The 24,806-nt window shown below is 44.1% G+C and carries 23 protein-coding genes, 1 pseudogene and 1 riboswitch; of the genes and pseudogenes, 5 read left to right on the forward strand and 19 right to left on the reverse strand.

Annotated features, from left to right (window positions below; translation table 11 throughout):
- Window positions 1-146: 146 nt before the first annotated feature.
- On the reverse strand, window positions 147-983 hold the full coding sequence (locus ACF8PK_RS06730) for a S1 RNA-binding domain-containing protein (protein WP_014205113.1): 837 nt from the start codon (window positions 981-983) through the stop codon (window positions 147-149).
- Window positions 984-1,085: 102 nt separating this feature from the next.
- Between ACF8PK_RS06730 and ACF8PK_RS06735 the strand changes: the two genes are divergently transcribed.
- Entirely contained in the window at window positions 1,086-2,435 is a 1,350-nt protein-coding gene (locus ACF8PK_RS06735) for a hypothetical protein (RefSeq protein WP_004726013.1), read from the forward strand.
- Here ACF8PK_RS06735 and ACF8PK_RS06740 read toward each other — a convergent pair.
- Together ACF8PK_RS06740 and ACF8PK_RS06745 are read right to left on the reverse strand one after the other, a co-directional pair.
- Window positions 2,432-2,914, reverse strand: a complete 483-nt coding sequence (locus tag ACF8PK_RS06740; RefSeq protein WP_004726014.1) for a PaaI family thioesterase — start codon at window positions 2,912-2,914, stop codon at window positions 2,432-2,434. The two genes, ACF8PK_RS06735 and ACF8PK_RS06740, sit on opposite strands and share 4 nt — an antisense overlap.
- A 123-nt stretch (window positions 2,915-3,037) precedes the next feature.
- On the reverse strand, window positions 3,038-3,925 hold the full coding sequence (locus tag ACF8PK_RS06745) for a putative PEP-binding protein (RefSeq protein ID WP_392440593.1): 888 nt from the start codon (window positions 3,923-3,925) through the stop codon (window positions 3,038-3,040).
- A 206-nt stretch (window positions 3,926-4,131) separates the two neighbouring features.
- On the opposite strand from ACF8PK_RS06745, the gene ACF8PK_RS06750 reads away from it, so the two are divergent.
- On the forward strand, window positions 4,132-5,190 hold the full coding sequence (locus ACF8PK_RS06750) for a 3-deoxy-7-phosphoheptulonate synthase (protein ID WP_014205115.1): 1,059 nt from the start codon (window positions 4,132-4,134) through the stop codon (window positions 5,188-5,190).
- A 19-nt stretch (window positions 5,191-5,209) separates the two neighbouring features.
- Window positions 5,210-5,692 carry a YajQ family cyclic di-GMP-binding protein gene (locus ACF8PK_RS06755; RefSeq protein ID WP_004726017.1) on the forward strand — a complete coding sequence of 161 codons (483 nt, stop codon included), beginning with the start codon at window positions 5,210-5,212 and terminating at the stop codon, window positions 5,690-5,692.
- Window positions 5,693-5,755: 63 nt separating this feature from the next.
- Here ACF8PK_RS06755 and msrB read toward each other — a convergent pair whose 3' ends face one another.
- The 3 genes from msrB to ACF8PK_RS06770 all read right to left on the reverse strand — a co-directional run bounded on the left by msrB (window position 5,756) and on the right by ACF8PK_RS06770 (window position 7,232).
- The gene (gene msrB, locus ACF8PK_RS06760) at window positions 5,756-6,205 is read right to left on the reverse strand and encodes a peptide-methionine (R)-S-oxide reductase MsrB (protein ID WP_275724361.1); all 450 of its coding nucleotides are present in this window, start codon (window positions 6,203-6,205) and stop codon (window positions 5,756-5,758) included.
- A 116-nt stretch (window positions 6,206-6,321) separates the two neighbouring features.
- Complete coding sequence (locus ACF8PK_RS06765; protein ID WP_004726019.1) at window positions 6,322-7,053, reverse strand: hypothetical protein; 732 nt, start codon at window positions 7,051-7,053, stop codon at window positions 6,322-6,324.
- A 20-nt stretch (window positions 7,054-7,073) separates the two neighbouring features.
- Window positions 7,074-7,232 (reverse strand): hypothetical protein, encoded by a 159-nt coding sequence (locus ACF8PK_RS06770; protein WP_038151167.1) that lies wholly within the window; start codon window positions 7,230-7,232, stop codon window positions 7,074-7,076.
- A gap of 307 nt (window positions 7,233-7,539) precedes the next feature.
- A riboswitch (glycine riboswitch) is annotated at window positions 7,540-7,644 on the forward strand.
- A 103-nt stretch (window positions 7,645-7,747) separates the two neighbouring features.
- Between ACF8PK_RS06770 and ACF8PK_RS06775 the strand changes: the two genes are divergently transcribed.
- Window positions 7,748-9,133, forward strand: a complete 1,386-nt coding sequence (locus ACF8PK_RS06775; RefSeq protein WP_392440594.1) for an alanine/glycine:cation symporter family protein — start codon at window positions 7,748-7,750, stop codon at window positions 9,131-9,133.
- 29 nt (window positions 9,134-9,162) lie between these two features.
- On the opposite strand, the gene ACF8PK_RS06780 is transcribed toward ACF8PK_RS06775, so the two are convergent.
- The 13 genes and pseudogenes from ACF8PK_RS06780 to hcp-2 form a co-directional block, all read right to left on the reverse strand.
- The gene (locus tag ACF8PK_RS06780) at window positions 9,163-9,801 is read right to left on the reverse strand and encodes a LysE family translocator (RefSeq protein WP_004726022.1); all 639 of its coding nucleotides are present in this window, start codon (window positions 9,799-9,801) and stop codon (window positions 9,163-9,165) included.
- Window positions 9,802-9,921: 120 nt separating this feature from the next.
- Entirely contained in the window at window positions 9,922-10,674 is a 753-nt protein-coding gene (locus ACF8PK_RS06785; RefSeq protein ID WP_392440595.1) for a DUF2931 family protein, read from the reverse strand.
- Window positions 10,675-10,735: 61 nt separating this feature from the next.
- On the reverse strand, window positions 10,736-11,479 hold the full coding sequence (locus ACF8PK_RS06790; protein ID WP_392440596.1) for a DUF2931 family protein: 744 nt from the start codon (window positions 11,477-11,479) through the stop codon (window positions 10,736-10,738).
- Between the two features lie 61 nt (window positions 11,480-11,540).
- A pseudogene (locus ACF8PK_RS06795) lies at window positions 11,541-12,316 on the reverse strand (DUF2931 family protein).
- A 163-nt stretch (window positions 12,317-12,479) separates the two neighbouring features.
- Window positions 12,480-13,229 carry a DUF2931 family protein gene (locus ACF8PK_RS06800; RefSeq protein ID WP_392440622.1) on the reverse strand — a complete coding sequence of 250 codons (750 nt, stop codon included), beginning with the start codon at window positions 13,227-13,229 and terminating at the stop codon, window positions 12,480-12,482.
- Window positions 13,230-13,421: 192 nt separating this feature from the next.
- Complete coding sequence (locus ACF8PK_RS06805; protein ID WP_392440623.1) at window positions 13,422-14,177, reverse strand: DUF2931 family protein; 756 nt, start codon at window positions 14,175-14,177, stop codon at window positions 13,422-13,424.
- 114 nt (window positions 14,178-14,291) lie between these two features.
- Window positions 14,292-14,516 carry a hypothetical protein gene (locus ACF8PK_RS06810; RefSeq protein WP_392440597.1) on the reverse strand — a complete coding sequence of 75 codons (225 nt, stop codon included), beginning with the start codon at window positions 14,514-14,516 and terminating at the stop codon, window positions 14,292-14,294.
- A 218-nt stretch (window positions 14,517-14,734) separates the two neighbouring features.
- Window positions 14,735-15,493, reverse strand: coding sequence for a DUF2931 family protein (locus ACF8PK_RS06815; RefSeq protein ID WP_392440624.1), 759 nt, complete (start codon window positions 15,491-15,493; stop codon window positions 14,735-14,737).
- 553 nt (window positions 15,494-16,046) lie between these two features.
- Window positions 16,047-16,829, reverse strand: coding sequence for a DUF2931 family protein (locus ACF8PK_RS06820; RefSeq protein WP_392440625.1), 783 nt, complete (start codon window positions 16,827-16,829; stop codon window positions 16,047-16,049).
- A complete protein-coding gene (locus ACF8PK_RS06825) occupies window positions 16,807-18,930 on the reverse strand; it encodes a phospholipase effector Tle1 domain-containing protein (RefSeq protein ID WP_392440598.1) in 2,124 nt (707 codons plus the stop codon). The genes ACF8PK_RS06820 and ACF8PK_RS06825 overlap by 23 nt, the downstream gene beginning before the upstream one ends.
- On the reverse strand, window positions 18,927-19,721 hold the full coding sequence (locus ACF8PK_RS06830; protein ID WP_392440599.1) for a DUF4123 domain-containing protein: 795 nt from the start codon (window positions 19,719-19,721) through the stop codon (window positions 18,927-18,929). Before ACF8PK_RS06830 ends, ACF8PK_RS06825 begins: the two co-directional genes overlap by 4 nt.
- On the reverse strand, window positions 19,718-21,784 hold the full coding sequence (locus ACF8PK_RS06835; RefSeq protein WP_392440600.1) for a type VI secretion system Vgr family protein: 2,067 nt from the start codon (window positions 21,782-21,784) through the stop codon (window positions 19,718-19,720). The genes ACF8PK_RS06830 and ACF8PK_RS06835 overlap by 4 nt, the downstream gene beginning before the upstream one ends.
- Before the next feature lie 151 nt (window positions 21,785-21,935).
- Complete coding sequence (gene hcp-2 / locus ACF8PK_RS06840) at window positions 21,936-22,454, reverse strand: type VI secretion system effector Hcp-2 (RefSeq protein ID WP_020331126.1); 519 nt, start codon at window positions 22,452-22,454, stop codon at window positions 21,936-21,938.
- A 334-nt stretch (window positions 22,455-22,788) separates the two neighbouring features.
- Between hcp-2 and ACF8PK_RS06845 the strand changes: the two genes are divergently transcribed.
- A complete protein-coding gene (locus ACF8PK_RS06845) occupies window positions 22,789-24,345 on the forward strand; it encodes a carboxypeptidase M32 (RefSeq protein ID WP_392440601.1) in 1,557 nt (518 codons plus the stop codon).
- The last annotated feature ends 461 nt before the right edge of the window (window positions 24,346-24,806 follow it).

Genomic DNA, 24,806 nt, shown 5'->3' on the forward strand with positions numbered 1-24,806 from the left:
TCGGCCTGTCGCGAAAAAATGAGTCTGTACTACACTTAATCTTAAGCAGTCTTAGACTCAGTTCCATTAGCGCAGGCTCTTTGGAGCCATTCCCCTAGGCCCTAAACGCCTTACGTTTTGGGCCTTTTTTTCTTAGGGAAAATACCTTATTCAGCGAGGCGAATGCCGTCTTTTTCAATCAGGATCTTACCTTGCTTAAACAGACCACCGATGGTCTTCTTGAAGGTACCCTTACTGGTTCGGAAGGTCGCAAAAATCGCTTCCGGCGTCGACTTATCGCTCAGTGGCAAGAAGCCGCCTTTCTTCTGCAAAGTGTCCAGAATTTTCTCACTCAGATCATCCATCTTCGCAACGCCCACTTTCTGCAGCGCCAGATCGATTTTGCCATCTTCACGAATATGCTTGATGTAACCTTTCAGCTTCTTACCGATAAAGAGCTTACCAAATACATCAGATGGGAAAATCATGCCCCAGTGTTGACCGTTGATGATCGCCTTATAGCCCAAGTCGGAGCGTTCTGCGATGATCAAATCAACCTGTTCATTTTGCGCGTACTTGGCTGGCGTTTTATCCAGCAGCTTGTTGAACTTCGTGGTGCCCACGATACGGCCCGAGGCTTTATCGGTATACACATAAACCAAGATATTTTGACCAGCAGTGAAACGCGCACGTTGCTCACTGTAGGGCACAAGCAAATCTTTGTCTTTGATTCCCCAGTTGACGAAAGCACCGGTCGTGTTGACGCCTTCAATCTTCATCAGGCCCCATTCACCCACTTTGGCGATTGGTGTTTCTGTGGTCGCCGCCAGTTGGTTTTCTGAATCAAAGTACAGGAACACATCAATAAAGTGTCCCAATTCCACACCTTCAGGTGCGAATCGTTTTGGCAGCAACGTCGTCCCGAATTCCCCGGCGTCCAGGAAGACACCAAAATCGGTAATTTTTACGACTTCTAGATTGTTAATCTGACCAACGTTAATCATTTAAAACTGTCTCACATCAAATTTGCAGAGATTATACGTGATCTCTGTTATGCTTTCCCCCATTCAACAGAGAAAATTAAGCAATTTTTTCAGGAGTTTTCGTTGATCACTGTCGATAAGCAAGATGCCGTCACCCTAAAGATTTCATCGGAGATGTCCGATAGCAAAAAACTCGATCTTGATATGTATCTGTTTATCCCCGGAGAGCTCGGGCTCACTCCGGAAATGATGTCAGAGACGGAGTTTTTTTACAGTTCCATCCACCAAAAACGGTCCTATTACAGTGATCAGATCCTGTTGCCCTTGGTGCACAGCCGTCTGGCACAACGGGGGCGCTTGTCGTCGACGCAGTACCGTGTCAGCTTGAGTTTGTTTGCTTATCAGTATGTGATTGCGCTCGATAAAGCCGTGAACCAATTGAATGACACAAGTGACAGCGTCACGTCAGATGAAGTGGATACTGTGATTGAGTTGTCACTCGACATCCTTAAACGACTGCGTCGAACCATTCCCTACGAAGAAAGCCTCAAGCGCTATTACGCCAACATCGATAACTATTTGTCGTGGTATACGGAGCAAAAGTTTCTGTCAATGGTGTCGCATCTCACCCGCGACAACGAATACAAAACCATCAAAGAACGCTTGATCACGCTGGTCGAGAAAGAACAAGCGCACCGGGCGCTAAACCATTACAACTCTGATAAAGCCGACAAAGACATCACGCGCCTCAGTAACAAAATGCGCCTACTGCGCCGTTTGATTGAACACCCCATCATTCTCAACGAGAAAGTCACGTCGCTTGGCAAGAACATGAAGCGTGCGGTCAAAGGCATTGCCACAGGCTTGGTGATGGTGGTGGTGACCATTACCGCGATTACGGCTCGTGATTATTGGGGAGAGATCACCGCATCTTTCATCATTGCGATGTCGTTCATCTACGCCTTGCGAGAGATCTTTAAAGATGACCTGCGTGACATCCTGTGGCGCTGGATTCGGAAAGGCAAACCCAAATGGCGTCGCCGCTACTTCGACCCAAGCACCGGGAAACAGGTCGGTCAAAAGGACGAATGGTTAGATTACAAAAGTTTGAGTAGCTTGCCAGACAGCATTCAAAACATTCGTAAGAAACGGGTTGTGCAGCGTGAAGAGCAAATTCTGCATTACCGCTCAGAGACCGAGATGACCACATCCCGATTCATGAGCGGTTACGAAGCCACACGAGAAAGTGTGCTGGTGGATTTACGAGCATTAACGCGTTTAATGGATAAAGGATCGAACCGCATTTATCAACTGAGCAATGGCCAAGTGAGTAAAGAGTCGGTCGAGAAGCGTCATTTGATTAACTTGATCGTCAAAGAGAAAGACCACAAAAACAAGCCGCGTTATTACCGTTGGAAAATCGTGCTCAACCGAAGCAAAATTGTGGACATTGAATCGATTGAACTGGATTAACGTCGATTTACGCGCTTGAGTGACAGGGTTAACCAGAATTCCGCCATCGGCTCATCACCATGCAATGAGGGGCAAGTGGCGGTAATTTTAACGGCCTTATTCACACGCTCACCGGTTTCGATGGTTTCATCCAACATGGCGTCAATCGCGTCGCCTTCATCACAATGAAAATACACATCTGCTTCCGGCCGTTTTAAAAACTCCCCTTTCACCGCTTTAAATGCCAGCGAGACGGTTTCACCGCGTTGCTGTGCTTTTTGCATCGCCATAAAGCCACCCGCGACGTCTGCACCGACCGCGAGAACGCCAAAATACATGCTATTGAGGTGATTTTTATTGCGACGCTTTAGCGGTATACGCACCACCACCGATTGGTCGTTCAGCGTGATGAGTTTTGGCCGGCAATACCAGATGAGCGGAACTTTCATCAAGCCAAAGTAATTGAGGTAAAAATTTGCTTTTGTGAGTGCGGAGAGCATAGGTCAGACCTTCTTTTATAGTTGTCAGACCAGTTGACTAGACCGCATTTAAATTGTCAATGAGATGTTACAAAAAACAAGAAGCCAGCCTGCTTAATGGCTGGCTTGTCGCATCAAGTTCACTTAGAAATTGAAGATGGCTTCCGCTTGCGCGTTCTCCAACAAGTAATTTTGAAGTTTCGGATACGATTCCAACGACTGCGTGACGACCAACACGGGCTTTTTCGCTTGATGGGCAGCTTTTATCGCAATATCTGCCAGTTGCGTAATCGACTCGCTGTCTGGGTTGTACAAGTACGCCAACGACTCATTGAGCTTGTCGATGCCAAGCGTAAATTGCGCCAGCGATTCCCAATCCAGCACCACACCATCAAAGTAATGCAGCAAACGATCTGCCACCATCACGCTGGAAGGCACATTGCACACGTACAGCACTTTCAAGCCATTCAGACCGCGAGGCAAGCCCTGCTCCGCCAGTCGATCAATGATGGTCGCTGCATCGCTCAGCGTGCGCACAAACGGGACAACAATTTCGACGTTGTGATGATTTTTGCGCAATTGCTTAATCACGTCACATTCCATCGCAAACGCTGCGCTATAGTCTGACGCAGCAAAACGCGCCACACCACGTACGCCCATGACCGGATTGATTTCATCGTGTTCCAATGAACCACCCAAGAGCGCTTGAAACGCATAGCTGTCGGCCGCACTCAAACAGACACGAATCGTGTCATGATGCGCTTCGATGTTGTTTTCAATCTGCGTAACTAATGTCTCGACAAAATGATGCGCCAACGGCTTCCCGTCGAGCATCGCGCCCAGTGAGCTTTTCTCCAACGCAGTGAGGTTTTCAACGCCGCTCACTAAGGCAGGATGATAGAATACGCTTTCAGCAATGAGTTCAGACAAAGAGACAAACAGATGAGAACTCGGTACTTGTACATTGGCTTTTGGCAAGGTGTTCCCCAGAGCGAGTTGCTCATGAAGGGTGGCATGGTGTTCTAAACTCATTACAGCTCCGTTTATCATGATGATGTTCAAGTCGAAAATACCTAGAGATGCAAAGAAAAACAAGCCTACAAATCAATATTTATTGAATTATTTTGCATAACTTTTCACTTTACGCGCGGTAAGAAATTCCTTTTTTGCGTAACGGTTTATTCTGATACTTAAATTCGTTATCTTTAGGGCCTCGCAATAAAAGGACAGGCTATCCTATGCCACTAAAAACTGATGAATTAAGAACCCAAGCACTGGGCCCCATGCCCACACCGGCAGAACTTAGCCACGCCCATCCCATCACGGATGAAGTAGCAGAACGCATCGCCAATTCTCGACGCCAAATCGAGCGCATTCTTACCGGAGAAGATGATCGCCTGTTAGTGATTGTCGGCCCATGCTCTGTTCACGACACCGAAGCTGCGATGGATTACGCGCGCCGCCTAAGTACTATTCAAGATCAATACGCCAACGAACTGTTTGTTGTGATGCGTACCTATTTCGAAAAACCACGCACTGTCGTTGGCTGGAAAGGCCTGATCACCGATCCGAACCTCGATGGATCCTACGCACTGGAAACGGGTTTGAACAAAGCTCGCCAACTGCTACTGGACATCAACAAACTGGGTCTGGCAACTGCCACTGAATTCCTCGATATGATCACCGGCCAGTACATTGCAGACCTGATCACTTGGGGCGCAATTGGCGCACGAACGACTGAATCTCAAATTCACCGCGAAATGGCTTCGGCACTGTCGTGCCCGGTTGGCTTTAAAAATGGCACCAACGGCAATGTGAAGATTGCCATTGATGCGATTCGCGCTGCGCAATCCGGCCACTATTTCTACTCGCCAGATAAAAATGGTCGCATGACGGTCTACCGCACCAGTGGGAACCCGTTTGGTCATATCATTCTGCGTGGTGGTGATAACGGCACCAACTTTGATGCTGCTTCTGTTGATGCCGCATGTACAAAGCTGGCGGAATTTGGTCTTCCTGAACGTTTGGTGGTGGATTTTAGCCACGCCAACTGTCAGAAACAGCATCGCAAGCAGATCGATGTAGCAAAAGACATTTGTCAGCAGATCGAATCCGGCAGCCATAAAGTGGCGGGCGTGATGGCTGAGAGCTTTATTCTTGAAGGCAACCAACCGATGCACGATCTGGACAACCTGACTTATGGTCAATCGATCACCGATCCGTGTCTGAGTTGGGAAGATACAGCAACAATGCTTGCTATGCTGGCTCAATCGATTAAAGTACGCCGCGCAAGTTAACCATAAGGAAAACATTAAGATGCCTTCTTTTGATATTGTTTCTGAAATCGATGTTGTTGAAGTTCGTAACGCTGTTGATAACTCCAACCGTGAGTTGGCAACCCGTTTTGATTTTCGTAACGTAGACGCCAGTTTTGAACTGAAAGAAGAGACAGTGAAATTGGCTGCGGAAGGTGACTTCCAACTACAACAGCTGATGGACATTCTGCGTAACAACCTGGCTAAACGTGGCGTTGACCCACGTTCAATGGATGTGAAAGCATCGGTGCACTCAGGTAAGAACTGGTACAAAGATGTCGTGTTCGTCCAAGGTATTGAAACGAACCTCGCGAAGAAAGTCGTAAAAATGATCAAAGATGCCAAGCTGAAAGTGCAAGCATCTATTCAAGGCGACAAAGTGCGAGTCACCGGCAAGAAACGTGATGATCTGCAATCGGTCATTGCCCTGCTGCGCGATAGCGAACTGGAACAACCATTCCAGTACAACAACTTCCGCGACTAATGCGTTGCAATGAAGTCTAAAAAAATCCAGCCTCAGGACTGGATTTTTTCTCCGCGAAAAATGTTAACGGTCTTGCTCTTTCTCAATCGCAACCGAATTCACACAGTACCGTAATCCACTCGGCGGTGGCCCGTCAGGGAAGACATGGCCTAAATGGGCATCGCAGCTATTACATCGAACTTCCACTCTCGGCGTCGCCAGTTTGGTATCCATATGGTAGGAAATTGCGTTCGGTTTGACTGGCTGAGAAAACGACGGCCATCCCGTGCGAGAATCGTATTTCGTGTTGGAATCAAACAGCACCGTTTTACAGCAAACACAGTGGTAGATCCCCGCTTCAAACACGCTGCACATTTCCGAAGAAAATGGCCTTTCCGTGCCATGGTCGCGCGTGACGTGATACTGCGCTTCCGTCAGCAATTCTCGCCATTCCTGCGCAGATTTATCAACACGGCGCGTTGGGGTCAGATTGCCATGATTGGCAAACTCCAGAACATCTTTCCAACTCAGCATAATCACTCGCTTATCACGGTTATCTCTATCTACACGACCTGAAAACCACACGAAAACTTTCACATCCTCGTATTGAGGATAAAAAAATAGCTCATCTGAGATGAGCTATTGCATATTTACAGGCCGATTTCTTCGGACAACGCTTTGATTTGTTCCAAATCCATTTTATGGACTCGTATCATCTGATCCAATTGGCTAATCCGAGAATTGGCTTCATCTTGCTTGTCACAAGAATCCGATTTGGCATCCCATGATTTGCCTTCTAAATAGGCATCGCACTCTTTCTTCAGGTCTTTCAACGCAGGAACCAATGCATCACGTTCTTTCTGCATCGCTTCCATTTCTTGCTTGATCTTAAGCTCTTTCTGGAATAACTCACGAGAACGTTCAAACATGGTGGCTTGCATATCCGCCTGACGGTTCAGTTTGTTATTTTTCGCATCAGAAGCCGCCAACGCATTTTTCTGTGCGGACAGTTCGTTTTCTAATGTCGAGTTCACTTTCTCAAGCTCGGAGACTTGTTTTTCAAGCTTGTTGACGTTTGCTTGATGTTGTTTGGTTTGTTCATCTAACGCCGCTTGCAGCTTGGCTTCCCACTCACTGTTCATTGCCGCTGTTTTTTGTTCGGTGTCAGCCTTTTGCTGGGTATCATCGCTTTTCGAACGCTGAAATTGCGCTTCCAATGTGTGATAAGCACTTTCCCACTTCGCTGCCGTGAGCGACGAGCCAACCAGCCCACCCAGCGCTAAGCCCAGCACTGCGGCGATACCAATATAGAGATAACTGCGCTTATCACGCTCTTCAATGACAACTACATCTTCGTTATCGTCTAAATGTTTCTGGTTCAAGTTTTACTCCTAAATCAACATCAGCGGATTAATTCAGCAACGACCACGGAGACGGTATAAATCACGAATGCCGCCCCTAAAGTAATAACCACACCTTTCTGAAGTTTCTCACTGGTTCGATAGCGGATCAGAAAGTATGCCAGCACAATCAATAATCCTATGGTTATCAGTCTGATCATGGCTCGCTCCCTTTGTAATTCTCTATTTTATACCACTTATACCGCATGAAAGGTCAGAGAAAAGTTTATTCCACCACATCTTAGACAAGATTTCTGTATTCGATGAATTTTGTAGATGACATCACACTTTGTTTTGGTTAGTATCATCGAGCAAGTTACCTATCTCTATAGGTAATTGTTCCGTTGAAGACTGCAGGAGAGAGGTTGTTAACCTATTTTTAACAAAATAGGCAAACATACCCGCCGAAGAAGTAAATCTTTCAGGTGCTTTATTCTTCCCCAAGAAGAATGTGCGAGGACTGTAGTTGGAGGAACCTCTGGAGAGAACCGTTCAATCGGTCGCCGAAGGAGCAAGTTCTGCTTATCCACTAAGCGGAGTGAAACTCTCAGGCAAAAGGACAGAGGAGTGAAAGGTTACCCGTATTGTAGCTGGCCATTGGCCTGTTACTGTTTGATCCATTTTTCGATCCGCCCTTTCCCTCTTCTCCTTAGATGTTGTTTATTAAGGGGAAAACATGACTAATCTACTTTCACTATTACATACAATTGATAGCTTTGTGTGGGGCCCACCACTACTTATTTTGCTCGTCGGTACTGGCGTGTACTTCACTTTTCGTTTGGGTCTATTGCAATTTCGTCACCTGCCAACAGCACTAAAAATGGTGTTCAGCCGAGACAAATCTTCCGATAAACAAGGGGACGTTTCGAGCTTTGCCGCGCTGTGTACGGCACTGTCTGCCACCATCGGTACGGGGAACATTGTCGGCGTCGCAACTGCCATTAAACTCGGTGGTCCTGGTGCACTTTTCTGGATGTGGCTGGCTGCGCTGTTTGGTATGGCAACCAAATATGCTGAATGCCTACTGGCGGTGAAATACCGTAAAGTCGACGACAATGGTCAAATGGTCGGCGGCCCAATGTACTACCTGCAATATGGCGTGGGTTCGAAAGCGTTGGCAATCATGTTTGCCATCTTCGCGCTTGGCGTTGCCTGTTTTGGTATCGGTACTTTCCCGCAAGTGAATGCAATTCTCGATGCGACTGAAATTTCCTTTGGTGTGTCGCGTGAAGCATCCGCAGTTGTGCTGACGCTGCTGGTCGCATTCGTCACCATCGGTGGCATTCAGTCGATTGCTAAAGTGGCCGGTAAAGTTGTTCCAGCCATGGCTCTATTTTATATCGTCGCGTGTTTGAGCGTGATCGTCACCAATGCAGATCAACTGATGAGCGCGGTGGAACTGGTTCTCACCTCTGCCTTTAGTTCTTCAGCAGCAACAGGCGGCTTCTTGGGTGCGAGCATCATGCTGGCGATTCAATCGGGTATTGCACGCGGTGTGTTCTCAAATGAATCGGGCTTAGGTAGCGCACCAATGGCTGCTGCGGCTGCGAAAACCGACTCTTGTGTCAAACAAGGTCTCATCTCGATGACAGGGACTTTCTTCGATACCATCATCATCTGTACGATGACTGGCTTGGCGCTGATCCTAACAGGCGCATGGCAGAGTGATTTTTCAGGCGCTGCGATGACCACTTACGCATTTGCAGTAGGCTTGAACGCTGAAACGATTGGCCCAATGATGGTTTCTATTGGTTTGATGTTCTTCGCATTTACAACGATTCTGGGCTGGAACTACTACGGTGAACGCTGCATCGTATTCTTGTTCGGTACCAAAGCGGTGCTGCCCTACAAAATCGTATTCATTGCACTGGTAGCCTCAGGCGCATTCCTGAAATTGGATATGATCTGGGTGATTGCCGATATCGTGAATGGTTTGATGGCCATTCCGAACTTGATAGGTCTGATTGCGCTGCGTCATATTGTGGTCGAGGAAACCAAGCGTTTCTTTGCCAATGCAATGAACGAGCCGCAGCCAGCGTTCAAAGCTCAGCAAACACGATAAGAAAAAAGCGCCCATTGGGCGCTTTTTTCTTAAACCGTATCTTTTTCGAGTAAGAGCTTCAAACCCAACGCGACCAAAACAAAACCGGTTGTCCCTTCCATCCAACGCATAAAAGATGCGTTCTTCAACAAGTTTTTTGCAGAGCTCAATGCTCCCGCCAGGCCACACTGCCAAACCATCGCAATCACAAAATGAATACCTGCCATCAATAACGACTGAAGCAACGGTGAATGTTCAGGGTTAATAAACTGTGGCAAAAACGCGAGGTAGAAGACCGCCGTTTTAGGGTTAAGAACATTAGAAAGGAAGCCTTCACGCAGAGAACGCTTAACGCTGAGCTGTGAATGAGACAAGGTTGCCACGTTCATGCCCTGTCCAGTTTTCAACAAGGTACGCAAACTAGAGATACCCAACCAAATCAGATATGCCGCACCAATCATTTTCATGAAGTGGAACAGATCAGCCGACTGAGTCAGGATCGCAGAAATACCAATCGCGGAAAACGTCGCGTGCACGAATAAGCCAGCACAAATCCCAAGGCTGGTCACACAGCCATCCACCATCCCCGCTCGGGAGGTGTTGCGAATCACCAGCGCAGTATCAAGACCGGGCGTTAAAGTGAGAATAGTAATGGCGATAAGAAACGCTTCAATGTTCTGTATGTACATATCAATCCCTGAAAAATCACAAGTGATTAACTTATACCGTAAAGTGTGATTTGTGTCTCTAACAGATTATCATCAGATAAGAAAACGCCCAGCTGAGGGCTGGGCGTTTTCTTTAAATTTTTATTGATGGCTAGCACTCAGAGCTTCATCTAAAGTCTTTACTTTTTCTAAAGTATATACTTTATTCAGTTTATCCCATGGAATTGGGTCAATGGAAACTCCTTCAGCCTCAGCTCTTTCTTTAACCTCAGCTAATAAGGAACTATTTTTATAATCATCAGCTCTCATCCCATTACTATCATGTTCAAGAACTCTGTCTGGTGGTAGCTCTTTGACATAAATCATTTCATCACATCCTTTGAGCCAAATTTTTGCATTTCCATTCGGCAGTAAGCCAAATACTAATTCCTTACGAAAACAATCATGAATAACAAAGCCACTTTCAAGCGTATAACTAAGATTGATAGACATCAGCCGTTTAACTGACTCGTTAAGTTCATATTTTGTTACGTAAAATTTAGTATTTACCAAAGATGCCCAATAAATATAAATGTAGTCTGGTAAATGGGTTGTACCACCAATTTGGTCGCGTCGTACAATGCTTATTGAATGCAACGGTAATCCATATCCGTCATAGTCTGATAGTTTTTCCCGCGCATTACTTAATTCGCTTCTCGTCATAAACTGCGTAAAATTATGCAGCATTACAGTCCAATCTTCCTCCTCATTCACACCATAGGCCTGAGTGACATTTACCGGATAGAATGAAGGCATTACAACACCCACTTGCCATTTATCCTCCGGGAAATAATAACTTTGTGAGGAACAGGCACTCAACAAAAATATTATAAAAAACTGGGAAATATTATCCATAATAATATTCACTCGAATAAAATACAAGCATTAATAAATTTTATAATACTACTAAATATGCTTATCGAGCTAGTACTTCTCCTAAAGAGACAATCGGTTCATTTGTGTAGACTTTGTTCACTTTCTCCCAAGGGGTTGGGTCTATTGATACTCCTTCATCTTCGGCTCTTTTCTTAACGCGAGCTAATAGCGAACCATTTTTATAAACATCTGCGCTCATTCCTTTACTATCATGAGTCAAAACTTGGTCTGGTTGTAACTCCTTAACATAAATTGTCTCACCACATCCTTCTAGCCATACTTTAGCATTTCCATTCGGTAGCAACCCAAAAATTAATTCGTTACGGAAACAGTCCTCCATAACAAACCCATTAGGTAATTGGAAACTAACTTTTCTTGACATCAATTTCTTTACCGAATCTTCAATTTCATATTTAGTCACATAAAACTGGGTATTAATTATAGATACCCAATAAATATAAACAGTATCTGGCAAATAATTCGTTCCACCAATTTGATCTCTTCTGTATATACTTATTGGATGTAATGGTAAACCGTAACCATCGTAGTTTGGTAGTTTTTTTCGCGCATTATTTAATTCGCTTCTACTCATGAACAGCGTAAAATTATGTAACATTACGGTCCAATCTTCTTCTTCATTTACTCCGTAAGCCTCGGTAACACTTACAGGATAAAACGAAGGCATAACAACACTCACTTGCCACTTGATTTCAGGAAAATAATAGCTTTGCGAAGAACAAGAATTCAAAATAAACAATATCAATAACTGCGTCATCTTAGTCATAATAATATTCACTCAAAACAAACAAAATCATTCATGAATTTTATAGTACTAACAAGTACGCTCATCGAGCTAGTACCTCTCCTAAAGAGATAATCGGTTCATTTGCGTAAACTTCGTTCACTTTGTCCCAAGGGATTGGGTCTAAAGAAACGCCTTGAGCTACGGCTCTTTTGTGAATACGGCCAGGCCAATATAGGAAGAACTTTTATACGTATCTGCCGTAAAACCATTGCTGTCATGGTCCAAAATTCTATCTGGTGCTAATTCTTTTAGAAACACTATCTCACCACACCCCCGCAGATAGATCTTAGCTTGCCCATTGGGTAACAGCCCAAAAACAAACTCCGTACGATAACATTTAGAACCTAAGGAGCCATCCATACGTCTATATCTCGCGGGCTTAGCCATCAAGTCTCTTACTCTCATTGGAACCTCATACTTGGTCACATAAAACTGAGTATTGAGTAGTGATACCCAATATAAATAAAGGGTATCTGGAGGAAATTTAATCGGAGAAATTTGCCTTTTCTGGTTCATAGCGTAGTCAGCAATAGGTAGTCCAAAACCTTCATACTCTGGAAATCGGGGCGAAATATTTTTGAAATCACTAATCCTCATAAACTGAGAAAAGTTATGTAATAGTGATGTCCAATCTTGCTCTTCGTTGACGCCATAAGCTTCTGTTACTTTCGCGGGATACAATGTAGGTACAGCAATGCTAACAGTCCAAGGGAGCTCAGGAAGAGCTGAAGCATATGATGAGCATGCAATTAACAAAGCTAACAGCAATACAAAAACGTTACTTTTTATTGAGCCAACGATCTCTTTCAGATTCATTATTTATACATCCATAAAGTAGCCAGTATCATAATTTCTCAATACATATCAGTTCCGAACAATCGTAAATGACAAACTTATGTTGTCGATTTAGACTTCCATCAATTATCACCAGACACAGAAAACGCCCAGTAGTGGACTGGGCATTGCGCATTGCATTTTATTAGTGGATAGCAGTCAGAGCCTCATCTATACTCTTTACTTTTTCTAAAGTATATACTTTATTGACCCTGTCCCACGGAATCGGGTCAGTTGATACACCTTCATCTTCAGCTCTTTTTTTAACATCATTAAACAATGAGCTATTTTTATAATCCTCCACACGTTTCCCATTACTATCATGGCCAAGAATTCTATCTGGTGGTAACTCTTTCACATAAATTGTCTCGCCACATCCCTCAAGCCAGACTTTTGCTCTTCCGTCAGGCAGCAACCCAAAGATTATTTCGTTGCGATAACAGTTCTTAACTACAAATCCGTTTTCACGCTGAAAACTTCCTCTGGTAGCCATTAGTTCTTTCACTGATTTATCGAGTTCATATTTTGTCACATAAAACTTGGTATTGACTAACGATACCCAATAAATATAGATAGTATCAGGAAAATGATTCGTTCCACCAATTTGATTTCTGCGAATGATGCTTATCGAATGTAATGGCAATCCAAATCCATCATAGTTGGGTAATTTTTCACGAACATAATTCAATTCACTGGTACTCATAAATTGAGTAAAATTATGCACTAATACAGTCCAGCCCTCATTGTCATTTATTCCATATGCTTGAGTAACATTCACTGGGTACAACGACGGCATAACAACGCTCACTTGCCACTTACGCTCAGAAAAATAATAACTTTGTGAGGAGCAAGCACTCAAAAAAGCTAACATCAATACAAATAATCCAATTTTAATTACCACTTTCACATTCATCGCTTATACGCCAAAATATCAACTAGATATCATTTTTCAGAATATTATGTATTTCATCTCAACCCCTGAAATCGTAAACAGAAAATCACACCATAAAATTGGGTTTATAATTCCATTCATTCTCTCCAATGAGTAAAACTAATCTTAAGATAAGTGTTGAACATTCAGGTTTAGTTAATGACTGTCAATTAGAGCTTCATCTAAAATCTTTACCTTTTTTAAACTATATACTTTATTCACTTTGTCCCATGGAATCGGGTCAATGGATACACCTTCATCCTCGGCTCTTTTTTTAACCTCAGTAAAATATGGGCCTTTCTTATAATCCTCAATACGTTTCCGAATGTTATCATTATCAAGAATTCTGTCTGGTGGTAGCTCTTTTACATAAATCATTTCATCACATCCTTTGAGCCAAATCTTTGCATTTCCATTCGGTAGTAAACCAAAAACTAACTCCGTACGGAAACAATTATGAACAACAAATCCGCTTTCACGCTTAAAACTGAGATTGACAGACATCAGCCGTTTAACCGATTCATCAAGTTCATATTTGGTAACGTAAAACTTAGGATTTACCAAAGATGCCCAATGAATATAAATGTAGTCTGGTAAATGGGTTGTTCCAGCAATTTGCTCGCGTCGTACTATGCTTATTGAATGCAACGGTAGTCCATATCCGTCATAGTCTGGTAGCTTTTTCCGCGCATTACTTAATTCGCTTCTCTTCATAAACTGCGTAAAATTATGCAGCATTACAGTCCAATCTTCCTCCTCATTCACACCATAAGCCTGAGTGACATTTACCGGATAGAATGAAGGCATAACAACGCCAACTTGCCACTGTTTTCCAGGTACTGGCGAAGCATCCGAAGCACAAGCAATCAATAAAAGTGATAGTACAGATGTTATTATATATTTATAATTCAAATCATTCCCCCTTTTCATATTCATAACTAGCCCGTTTGTAACAATTCTGTTTTTCATCCCAAAGGGGTGCCATACCAATATCGCCGCCCGATGAATGATGAAACAAGCCCATTTTCATGAATGACTCTCTAATTTTTTATCACTCAGTTTTTTGGACAAAGAGTCATAATCGCCACATTTGGAAAATTTCAATATTTCATCATTAAATTCTCTGAAACCAATAGCATCAGTATCTTGCACTGTATATTGACTTTCAGCTTTATCTCGTATAGAGGGAGACCAAATTTTGCCATCATCATCAAATGGTACACCATGAAATTCTGACAATCCGTACATCAAGCGGAGATAAATCCTAGATAATTCGACTGAAACCGAATGTTTGATAATTACTGTTCCACTACATCACTTACACATCTATAAAACAGCCAGAATCATAATTTCTCAATACCTATCAGTTCCGGATAATCGTAAATGACAAACTTGCGCCGTAATTTTCGATTTAGATTCCCATCACAAAGAAAACACCCAGCTATGGACTGGGCATTAAGCATTACATTTTATTGATGGCTAGCACTCAGAGCTTCATCTAAAGTCTTTACTTTTTCTAAAGTATATACTTTATTCACTTTGTCCCATGGAATCGGGTCAATGGATACACCTTCATCCTCGGCTCTTTTTTTAATCTCAGTAAAATATGGGCCTTTCTTATAATCCTCAATACGTTTCCGAATGTTATCATTATCAAGAATTCTGTCTGGTGGTAGCTCTTTAACATAAATCATTTCATCACATCCTTTGAGCCAAACTTTTGCATTTCCATTCGGCAATAAACCAAAAACTAATTCCTTACGAAAACAATCATGAATAACAAAGCCACTTTCAAGCGTATAACTAAGATTGATAGACATCAGCCGTTTAACTGACTCGTCAAGTTCATATTTGGTTACGTAAAACTTAGGATTTACCAAAGATGCCCAATAAATATAAATGTAGTCTGGTAAATGAGTTGTACCACCGATTTGGTCGCGTCGTACTATGCTTATTGAATGCAACGGTAGTCCGTATCCGTCATAGTCTGGTAGTTTTTTCCACGCATTACTCAATTCGCTTACACTCATAAACTGCGTAAAATTATGCAGCATTACAGTCCAATCTTCCTCCTCATTCACACCATAGGCCTGAGTGACATTTACCGGATAGAATGAAGGCATAACAACGCCTACTTGCCATTTATCCTCAGGTATTGAGTTGGCATTAGAAACACAAGCAATCAATAAATGTGATAGGACAAGTGTGATTATACATTTATAGTTCAAATTATTTTCCTTTCTCACATTCATAGCTGGCCCGTCTGTAACAATTCTGTTTTTCATCCCAAAGGGGCCCCATACCAATATCGCCGCCCGATGAATGATGATACAAGCCCATTTTCATGAATGACTCTTTAAGTTTTTTGTCACTCAGTTTTTCGGACAAAGAGTCATAATATCCACATTTGGCAGACTCTAATATTTCGTCATTCAACATCCTGAAACTAATCACATCAATATCTTATACTGTATATTGGTTCTCATTTCGTGCTGAATCAGTCAAATTTTTTCCATTCCTATCATTAAATTGAACACCAGCCGTACATTAAACGAAGGTAAAGCCTAGATAATTCGACTGAAACCGAATGTTTGATAATTACTGTTCCACTACATCACTTACACATCTATAAAACAGCCAGAATCATAATTTCTCAATACATATCAGTTCCGGAGAATCATAAATGACAAACTTACGCCGTAATTTTCGATTTAGATTTCCATCCATTATCACCAGACAAAGAAAACGCCCAGCTATGGGCTGGGCGTTTTCAGTAAATTTTTATTGATGGCTAGCACTCAAAGCTTCATCTAAAGTCTTTACTTTTTCTAAAGTATATACTTTATTTACTTTGTCCCATGGAATCGGATCAGTCGATACACCTTCATCCTCGGCTCTTTTTTTAATCTCAGTAAAATATGGGCTTTTCTTATAATCCTCAATACGTTTCCGAATGTCATCATTATCAAGAATTCTGTCTGGTGGTAGCTCTTTAACATAAATCATTTCATCACATCCTTTGAGCCAAACTTTTGCATTTCCATTCGGCAGTAAGCCAAAAACTAATTCCTTACGAAAACAATCATGAATAACAAAGCCACTTTCAAGCGTATAACTAAGGTTGATAGACATCAGCCGTTTAACTGACTCGTCAAGTTCATATTTGGTAACGTAAAACTTAGGATTTACCAAAGATGCCCAATGAATATAAATGTAGTCTGGTAAATGGGTTGTTCCACCAATTTGGTTGCGTCGTACTATGCTTATTGAATGCAACGGTAGTCCATATCCGTCATAGTCTGGTAGTTTTTCCCGCGCATTACTTAATTCGCTTCTCGTCATAAACTGCGTAAAATTATGTAGTAATGAAGTCCAATCTTCCTCCTCATTCACACCATAAGCCTGAGTGACATTTACCGGATAGAATGAAGGCATTACAACACCTACTTGCCATTTATCCTCAGGTATTGAGTTGGCAGTAGAAACACAAGCAATCAATAAAAGTGATAGGACAAGTGTGATTATACATTTATAGTTCAAATTATTTTCCTTTCTCACATTCATAGCTGGCCCGTCTGTAACAATTCTGTTTTTCATCCCAAAGGGGCCCCATACCAATATCGCCGCCCGATGAATGATGATACAAGCCCATTTTCATGAATGACTCTTTAAGTTTTTTGTCACTCAGTTTTTCGGACAAAGAGTCATAATCTCCACATTTGGCAAATTTCAATATTTCATCATTAAATTCTCTGAAACCAATAGCATCAATATCTTGTACCGTATATTGACTTTCATCTATATCTAGTATGGCGTGAGACCAAATTTTGCCATCATCATCACCAAATGGAACACCATGAAATTCTGACAATCCGTACATTAAGCGAAGATAAAGCCTAGACAGATCACCTGAAACCAAACGTTTGATATAAAGACGACCAATTACTGTTCCACTATCTCTGTCGTTTCCTCTATTTATTACCTCAAATTCTGGTTCAGAATAATCGCTCTCATTCCATCCAGTTAACAGATCTCTTTCCTTATATACCATCAATTTAGATTTTATATATTTCTTAGCTCGCTCTTTCTCCCAGTCACCAGAAAAAGATCTGCTGATTTTCTTTACCAACTTATTCTCAAGCATTGGGAGCAAAAAATCTCTTCGAATATAACTTTGCCGCGAATGATAGCCGCCACCTATATCTGAATGAGCTCCCGGCAATACAAATTCATAGAAATGTTGCTCATCTCTTGAGTTGAGATGATTCAAACTAAAATTATCACGGCATTCAATGGTTGGATCAGCAGTTAGGTGTACGACACGTCTTACGCGCTCAGGATCGAGCCAAAGCCGAGCATAACCATTATCAGTATGCGTTGAGAAATCAAACGACAAAAGATCAACTACAGAAGCAACTGTATCAAATAGCCCAGCAAAGCTGATTTCGCAACTTGCCTTGCACTCATCTTTTTCGTTCCAATCAAATCCGAACTTCAAAGGTAATCCTGCATTGGCACATGCCTTTGAAAAGGCTGGTACAAACTCACCATGTTTACCATCCAATACCACATTTACAAAATGCCTCGCGGCCGCAGCGCCTCGGCTAAAACCAAAAACATCCAATTGTAACTTACCAATGCCATCTATATCAGGTCCAACTTGTTTACGAATTTCGGAAGCCACGTCTTTCATACTTTTTGAAAGTTGATCAATACCTGTGGAGACCTTAGCCTTTACACCATATTTGCCTGTTCCCAGTCCTTGACCAATCAGAGATTCATCCGCTGGTGAGATATTTGTGCTGTTGCCTGTTCCAATTCCTGTTACGTATTCCGCATGAGAAAACGTCTTGATTTCTTTAAAATATGTATTATCTGCATATAACTCATACAGCTTCTGAACATTAGTCAGCTCATTGGTTGCACTGCCTTCCACGGTTTCGATTTCCCCATCATCGTTTTTAAACAATGAGATAAAGAAGTTATCTTTCTTAGGATACGCAAAACAGTCATCAGAAAGCAGCACTTCTGGTATAGCATTTTTAGGGTAACCGGTTTTTCTGGAAAGAATGTCGCAGTCTGCTTCGTATTTTGCCTTCCAAGTGGAATAGTATTTTTCCAGTTCCTGCTTACCCCATATCGCACCATAGGTATTGTTGGCAGTACCATCGAAGAACATGCCGACACGCAAGGTGATAAACTTGTATGCTCTGACCTGAAGAACATACGTTTTATCGACAATCAATTTAACTGCATCACCTTGCCCTTTTTGGTGGTAAGTCGGCAGTGTTACTTTCTCGGGTAACAGCGTGAGATCGCCAGTGGTGATTTCTGCATATTTCACGAGGCCACCATTGTGACCGCTATAACCAGCAGCAAAATCTTTGGTCGGCTTATCGGTGTTATTTCTCGGATGCGTCTCCGCTTGAGCTTCGAGAATCCATGGCTCTGCGTCTAAAACCAGTTGTACCGGGCCGGGTGGTAGCTGCTCAATCAAAATGGGCGCATCACTTAGTTCGACAGGATGTTCAACTTGATTGGAGTCAATCAGTACACCAGTCACCCCCGAGAATGGTTGATTATTTTCATCTCGAACAAGAATTTCTATCCAGTGAGTTAACTGTTGGCATGGTAAGCAATAAGCGTTGGTTCCTGTACTGCTCATACAAATTTCTCCTGAATATTCAATAACTGTTCTTGTTCTGGATTAGATAAGTGAAAAGCGAGGCCTACTTCCTCCATCGACACCGGAGTACATTGAACCAGCATGTTCAACACTGCCAGTTCCCCTTGTTCGGGGTTAAATCCTTGCGATTGAGCCTGAACCAAAGTCTGTTTGATGCTCTCCACGGGTTGGTCAAGCGCTTCCATCGATTCGGGCAACACTTCCCAGAATCGCTTTTCTAAAATCACAGCATGAGTTTGAGTGGAGTACAGTGGCTCAAGATGTGCCTCTTTCATTCGCCACCAAGGTGCTGATTGCAATTCGAACGGCGTCACTCGGGTTGACGACCAAGTTTGCAATTGGTCTGTTTCGGTACAAAAAGCAGTCAATTCCTTGATATTGCCGAATAGCACGTTGAGATCGCTCTCGTCCATTACCTTAAGCATTGGCAATAACACTTTCGGATCGTAAAAGCGAAATACCACTTCTTCACCATCCAACCCTGCGGTCAACAAACTACGCAAATGGTCAGTCAGATCCTGTAGCTCTGCTGACGATGTGAAGAACAACCCCTGCTGCAACGTCTCTTGAGAAACCGCAGCCAAGGATTCATCGGCAGGCACCAACCAAGGTGACAATGGCATCGCTTTGGCAAACATGTCCCCATAAAAAAGTGGGACGGAATGCTCGAACGCAAAACCGCCATTTTCGCTTACCGCTTGTTTAAAAAGGTCTGCTTTGGCAAGCCAAAAGACGGGCAAGCTTTGTGTGTCTAGCCACTCAGAAATCATGAATTACCCTCCGCGAGTGGACAAGGTTTCACTGCAGGCACATTGGCTTCCTCTGCCTGCAACAAAGCTTGGTAAGATACCGTTTTCGGAGCATCCAGTGGCGGCGCATCGTCCAAATTGCCCGGTAGTGTGGCAGCTTGGCCACTGAAACCACTGCCACTGCCCGGGCTACCGCCCGAGTTTAGGTTCACACCTGCACCTGAAAGATGAACCCCTGCTGGGTCGACTTTCACAAAGCTGCCGCCCGCTTTCACGGTGATTTCGGAGCCAGCTTCAATGACGACCTTTTGGCCCGCTTTAATATGAACTTCAGTACCCGATTCATTCACCCAAACACTGCCGGTTTTCACATGCAATGAACCTTCAACCATCAGAGTTCGATTTCCGGTCACTGATTCACGGCTTTCGCCCCCCACCGTCAGATGCTGATTGTTTTTGATCTGAGTGAAGCGATCGTTCTCCACCGTGAGGTGTTTGTCGTGCTTAATGACACTGGTGTGGTCGTTTTCAATCAGTCCATCAAAGTCTTTCTGTGCGTGTAGGTAAATTTGTTCGCTGCCCGCTTGGTCTTCAAAACTGAGTTCGTTATAACCCTGCCCCTGATGGGTTTCGGTGCGCAGCACAGTTTTGGTTTTGTTATCCGGTAGCGTATATGGCACGGTGTTGGTGGCGTGATAGGTACGGCCGGTGACAATCGGTTGGTCGGGGTCACCATTGAGAAACGACACAATCACTTCATGACCGATGCGCGGAATGGCGATCATGCCGTATTGGCTGCCCGCCCACCCTTGCGAGACACGCACCCAGCACGAACTGTGCTCATCACCGTTGGAATAGCGATCCCATGGGAAATGCAGTTTGACTCGGCCGTGTTCATCACAGAAGATCTCTTCGCCTTGCGGGCCTACAACTGTGGCAATCATCGGACCATCAACCTGAGGTTTGGCTTGCGGCGTGGCGCGCCAGGTGCGATGCGCCGGGATCAATGTGAATTGGTTCGCGTAGGTGGTCGCGCCATTACCTCCGGCTTCTTCCAGCGCCTGAGGCTGCGTGCCTTGGCTGGTGACACTCACCACCAACCAATCTCGGTTTAAGGTGTCGTCGAGGTGCTCTTGCAGGTCAAACTTCACCCCCGGACGCAGCAGCGGTTGGTTGCTTTTGCCCGTTGCGGTGTGCGCGTTGCGGCGCAAATAATCAAGGCGGATCTGGCTGAATGCTTTACCGCTAACATCGTCTTTATAGCGCCCCGGCGCATCGAAATGTTCGTAATCTGGCAGCTGGTAGTCCATTTCTGTCCCGACCGCTTGCTGGGCAAAGGCGTATGTCGGCTTTTTGAAACTGTAATCCTGCAGCGCCGTTTGACTCACCTCCGATTGGGTGTGCACGCTCAGCGCCGAGATATACGGCGATTCAATCATGCCGCCCGCCAGCGTGTTGTACGGGATCGGCTCACCGAGTTTCGGCAGGCTGTCGGAGGCGTCGCTGAATATCAGCGTGTGTTTGCCTTCTTCATGAATGAAGCTGTACACCAGCCCTTCTTCGGCAGCCAGGCGATGGAGAAAATCTAAGTCGGTTTCGCGGTACTGAACGCAGAATTCACGCTGCGCGCAGTCACGAGTCAACGCAAAGGCGTAATCGTTGATGCCCATTTCCTGCAGCAGAATAGAGAGGATTTCCGGCACGGTGTTGAGTTGAAAGATGCGGCTGTTGTGGCGCAGAGACAAACGCTCTAAAGCAGGGACTAACGTGAGTGAATAGAAGGTGTGGTGGTGGCCGGTATCGCCCTGCGTAAAGCAGCGCACGATGCCGTTTACGCGTTGAACGAGCACATCATCGCGATAGAGCGTCAGCTCCGCGACTTTATCTACTACCATCTCCGGTGTTAAATTGGCAAGCCGACTGGCCAATTCCAGTTCATAACGAAAACCGTGGCACGGTTGTTCATTCAATAGCTGCCCATTTATGCGTTCGCTGGAAAGCGTTTCCTGCCCGTCGAACCCACGCACCACCAGCGTGTCGTCCTCCAGACCTTCCACATGAAACTGATACTTTAACGTCGCCATCCTGCCATTCCTTCATACTCAGTAAAAATGGTGAAACCTTAAGCGCAAAACACCCGAAACCGAGCGGATGCTAGGGTGCGGGTTAGATGCTTTGTGCTTAAGGTTCACAAGGTTGCCCGCCTTGAGACGGGCAACACAGATCGAGCGTAACTTACGCTTCGATTGGTTTACGCCAATCGTCTGAGCCTGAAGTGCCCGCGTTCACGTGATCCCACGTGATTTTGCGGTATGACATCGAAACAGTCAGGTTCTGAGTGAAATCAGATTTTGCTGGATCTTGGCAGTGTGGCATTTCACATTGGATATCCACGATAGACGCGTTTTCCAGCTTGGTGGTGAAGAAGTTTTCTTGTTTGCCTTCGATAGACGTGCGGTACCATTTCAGTTCAACCGTCGTCATCTTCTCGCCTGAAGCCAGTGCGTTGTACAGCAGAGGAACAGCTTTGTTCAGAGACACGGTGAATTTGAATGGTTTGTGCACACGTTGACCTGAAGGCTGACCTGATTGTGGGTCAGTTGGTACGGTAACGATATGGTCGAACTGCTGAACCAGCATTTCGTCTTCATGACCTTCAACGAATGAATCGCCGATAGAATCCGCAGTACAAGCGCCTGCAGTGATAAGACCCTGAGTTTGACCTTCGATAGAGATATAACATGGAGTTGGCATTGCTCATTCCTTTCTAACTGGTTGTTTATCAGGCAACGGGTTAAGACAACCTTTGCCATTCGATAAAACGTTCGTGATGTAAGTGCGCTCAGCGCGAATTCAGTGAGTAAGGGAGCAAAGTCGATGCCACTTTAGCATTCTTTTAAAATCAATCAGTTATATTTAATTCATTACAATTAGAGCAATAAACTGCCTTTGTGCAAGCAAGATCTTGCTTGTCGGGCAAGGTTCACGTCGCTGGGTCAGGTCACCAAAACACCGATTCAGGTCACTTGTTAATTTGTAGCACGTTGGTACACTTCTCTCTCATTTTTCGTCAAGGAAGGCTATTCTCATGAGTGCATTCGATAAATTAGTTAAACACTCTAAAAAGGTTTCTCACTTCAATCATTTGTCTGCCATCTGCGGTTGGGATCAAGCGGCGGTGATGCCGACGGGTGGCGCTCGAGCGCGTTCAGAAGCAATGGCTGAACTCTCTGTTCATATTCATGGTTTGATGACGCAGCCGCAACTTGGCGATTGGTTTACCGAAGCAGAAGCGGAAAGTCTCAATAGCGAACAAACCGCTGTCCTGCGCGAGATGAAACGCCATTGGCAACAAGCCAACGTATTGCCTGAATCTTTGGTCGAAGCCAAATCGCTGGCTGGCTCAAAGTGTGAACATGCCTGGCGCTCTCAGCGCAAAGCAAACGACTGGGCCGGTTTTGAAAAGAACTGGGCTGAAGTGGTGAAGTTATCTCAAGAAGAAGCACAAATCCGTGCTGAAGCGACGGGCACCACGCCTTACGATGCGATGCTGGAACTCTATGAACCCGGCACGACGACTGAATCTTTGAACCGCGTGTTCAGCGATGTAAAAAGCTGGCTCCCAGAGATGATCGATCAAGCGATTGAGAAGCAGCGTTCTGAATCGGTGTTAGAGCCGAAAGGCTACTACCCAACACAAAATCAAAAAGCGCTTGGCCTTGACGTCATGAAACTGCTTCAGTTCGATTTCGATCATGGTCGTTTGGATGAAAGTGTCCATCCATTCTGCGGCGGCGTGCCTAGCGATGTGCGAATCACAACGCGTTACAATGACAATGAATTCGTGCAATCGCTGATGGGAATCGTGCATGAAACAGGTCACGCACGCTATGAACAAGGTCTGCCAAAGCATCTGGCGGGAACCCCAGCAGGTGAAGCGCGTTCGATGGGCATTCATGAATCACAATCCCTGTTCTTTGAAATGCAGTTGGGTCGTAGCCCTGCATTTATCGATCATTTGGCGCGTTTGTCTGCGGATCACTTTGGCGCTCATAATGACAAAGTGTTTCAAATCGACAACATTCAAAAGCTGTATACACGGGTGAAGAAAGACTTTATTCGTGTGGATGCCGATGAACTCACCTACCCTGCACATGTTATTCTGCGTTATGAAATTGAGCGTGATCTGATGAACGGCGCGATCAAACATACCGACGTCCCTGAGCTATGGGACGAGAAAATGAGCGCGTCTTTGGGCCTGAGCACCAAAGGCAACTATCAGAATGGATGTATGCAGGACATTCATTGGACCGAACACAAATCTACAATGTCTACTGCAAAACATGACTATAAAAACGGGTGTTTACAAGACATTCACTGGTGTGATGGTAGCTTTGGGTACTTTCCAAGTTATACATTAGGAGCCATGTACGCAGCTCAATTTATGGCGTCGATACGCAAAACAATTGATGTGGATGATGTAATTCGAAGTGGTAATCTGACTCCTATCTTCACTTGGTTAAGTAAAAATATATGGAGTAAAGGAAGTTTGCTCACGACTGATGAACTGGTTAAGGCTGCTACAGGTGAAGTATTAAACCCTGAGCATTTTAAGAACCACCTCAAATCTCGTTATTTGGGTTAATTAGTTACACAAGTAGTATATGGGTCTGGGAGTCTCCCTAGACCCATTTATTGGTTTCAGTGATCGTTTATTGTTATGGCAAAACAAAATCAGTTTGGAGTGCTTTTTAGTCGCATATATTCACAACAAAAAAGTTGACCATCTAAACGAGACTGAACTAGCCACGGCAACTATGCACTGAATGTTCCATTTAGATAACACAGCCTTATTCTACTCTACGAAGTTAGTAATTTTCTTGTGCCATATACCCACGTCAGCACCGAACGTTCTAACCATAACAAAGGATCTGATCCCAAGGTTGGGAATTTTTTTAACTGATTTAGGCAACAACGCGCCCTTTTGCTGACAAGTAGTTAAAAAAGCGCGATTGATTAGCTAAGATACTATTTCAGTTGAAAAAGATTCAGTTAATCGGAAATGCACTTCCGACGTTAATTTTTTAGTGTTAGTGAAAATCAAAA

Source organism: Vibrio sp. CJQ_6 (assembly GCF_043106745.1).
In the GTDB taxonomy this organism is placed as follows: Bacteria; Pseudomonadota; Gammaproteobacteria; order Enterobacterales; family Vibrionaceae; genus Vibrio; species Vibrio furnissii.

Coding starts and splice junctions, on each gene's coding strand:
- ACF8PK_RS06730 (WP_014205113.1), bottom strand. CDS start 983: ATGATTAACGTTGGTCAGATTAACAATCTAGAAGTCGTAAAAATTACC.
- ACF8PK_RS06740 (WP_004726014.1), bottom strand. CDS start 2,914: ATGCTCTCCGCACTCACAAAAGCAAATTTTTACCTCAATTACTTTGGC.
- ACF8PK_RS06745 (WP_392440593.1), bottom strand. CDS start 3,925: ATGAGTTTAGAACACCATGCCACCCTTCATGAGCAACTCGCTCTGGGG.
- ACF8PK_RS06750 (WP_014205115.1), top strand. CDS start 4,132: ATGCCACTAAAAACTGATGAATTAAGAACCCAAGCACTGGGCCCCATG.
- ACF8PK_RS06755 (WP_004726017.1), top strand. CDS start 5,210: ATGCCTTCTTTTGATATTGTTTCTGAAATCGATGTTGTTGAAGTTCGT.
- msrB (WP_275724361.1), bottom strand. CDS start 6,205: ATGCTGAGTTGGAAAGATGTTCTGGAGTTTGCCAATCATGGCAATCTG.
- ACF8PK_RS06770 (WP_038151167.1), bottom strand. CDS start 7,232: ATGATCAGACTGATAACCATAGGATTATTGATTGTGCTGGCATACTTT.
- ACF8PK_RS06775 (WP_392440594.1), top strand. CDS start 7,748: ATGACTAATCTACTTTCACTATTACATACAATTGATAGCTTTGTGTGG.
- ACF8PK_RS06780 (WP_004726022.1), bottom strand. CDS start 9,801: ATGTACATACAGAACATTGAAGCGTTTCTTATCGCCATTACTATTCTC.
- ACF8PK_RS06785 (WP_392440595.1), bottom strand. CDS start 10,674: ATGGATAATATTTCCCAGTTTTTTATAATATTTTTGTTGAGTGCCTGT.
- ACF8PK_RS06790 (WP_392440596.1), bottom strand. CDS start 11,479: ATGACTAAGATGACGCAGTTATTGATATTGTTTATTTTGAATTCTTGT.
- ACF8PK_RS06820 (WP_392440625.1), bottom strand. CDS start 16,829: ATGAATGTGAGAAAGGAAAATAATTTGAACTATAAATGTATAATCACA.
- ACF8PK_RS06825 (WP_392440598.1), bottom strand. CDS start 18,930: ATGAGCAGTACAGGAACCAACGCTTATTGCTTACCATGCCAACAGTTA.
- ACF8PK_RS06830 (WP_392440599.1), bottom strand. CDS start 19,721: ATGATTTCTGAGTGGCTAGACACACAAAGCTTGCCCGTCTTTTGGCTT.
- ACF8PK_RS06835 (WP_392440600.1), bottom strand. CDS start 21,784: ATGGCGACGTTAAAGTATCAGTTTCATGTGGAAGGTCTGGAGGACGAC.
- hcp-2 (WP_020331126.1), bottom strand. CDS start 22,454: ATGCCAACTCCATGTTATATCTCTATCGAAGGTCAAACTCAGGGTCTT.
- ACF8PK_RS06845 (WP_392440601.1), top strand. CDS start 22,789: ATGAGTGCATTCGATAAATTAGTTAAACACTCTAAAAAGGTTTCTCAC.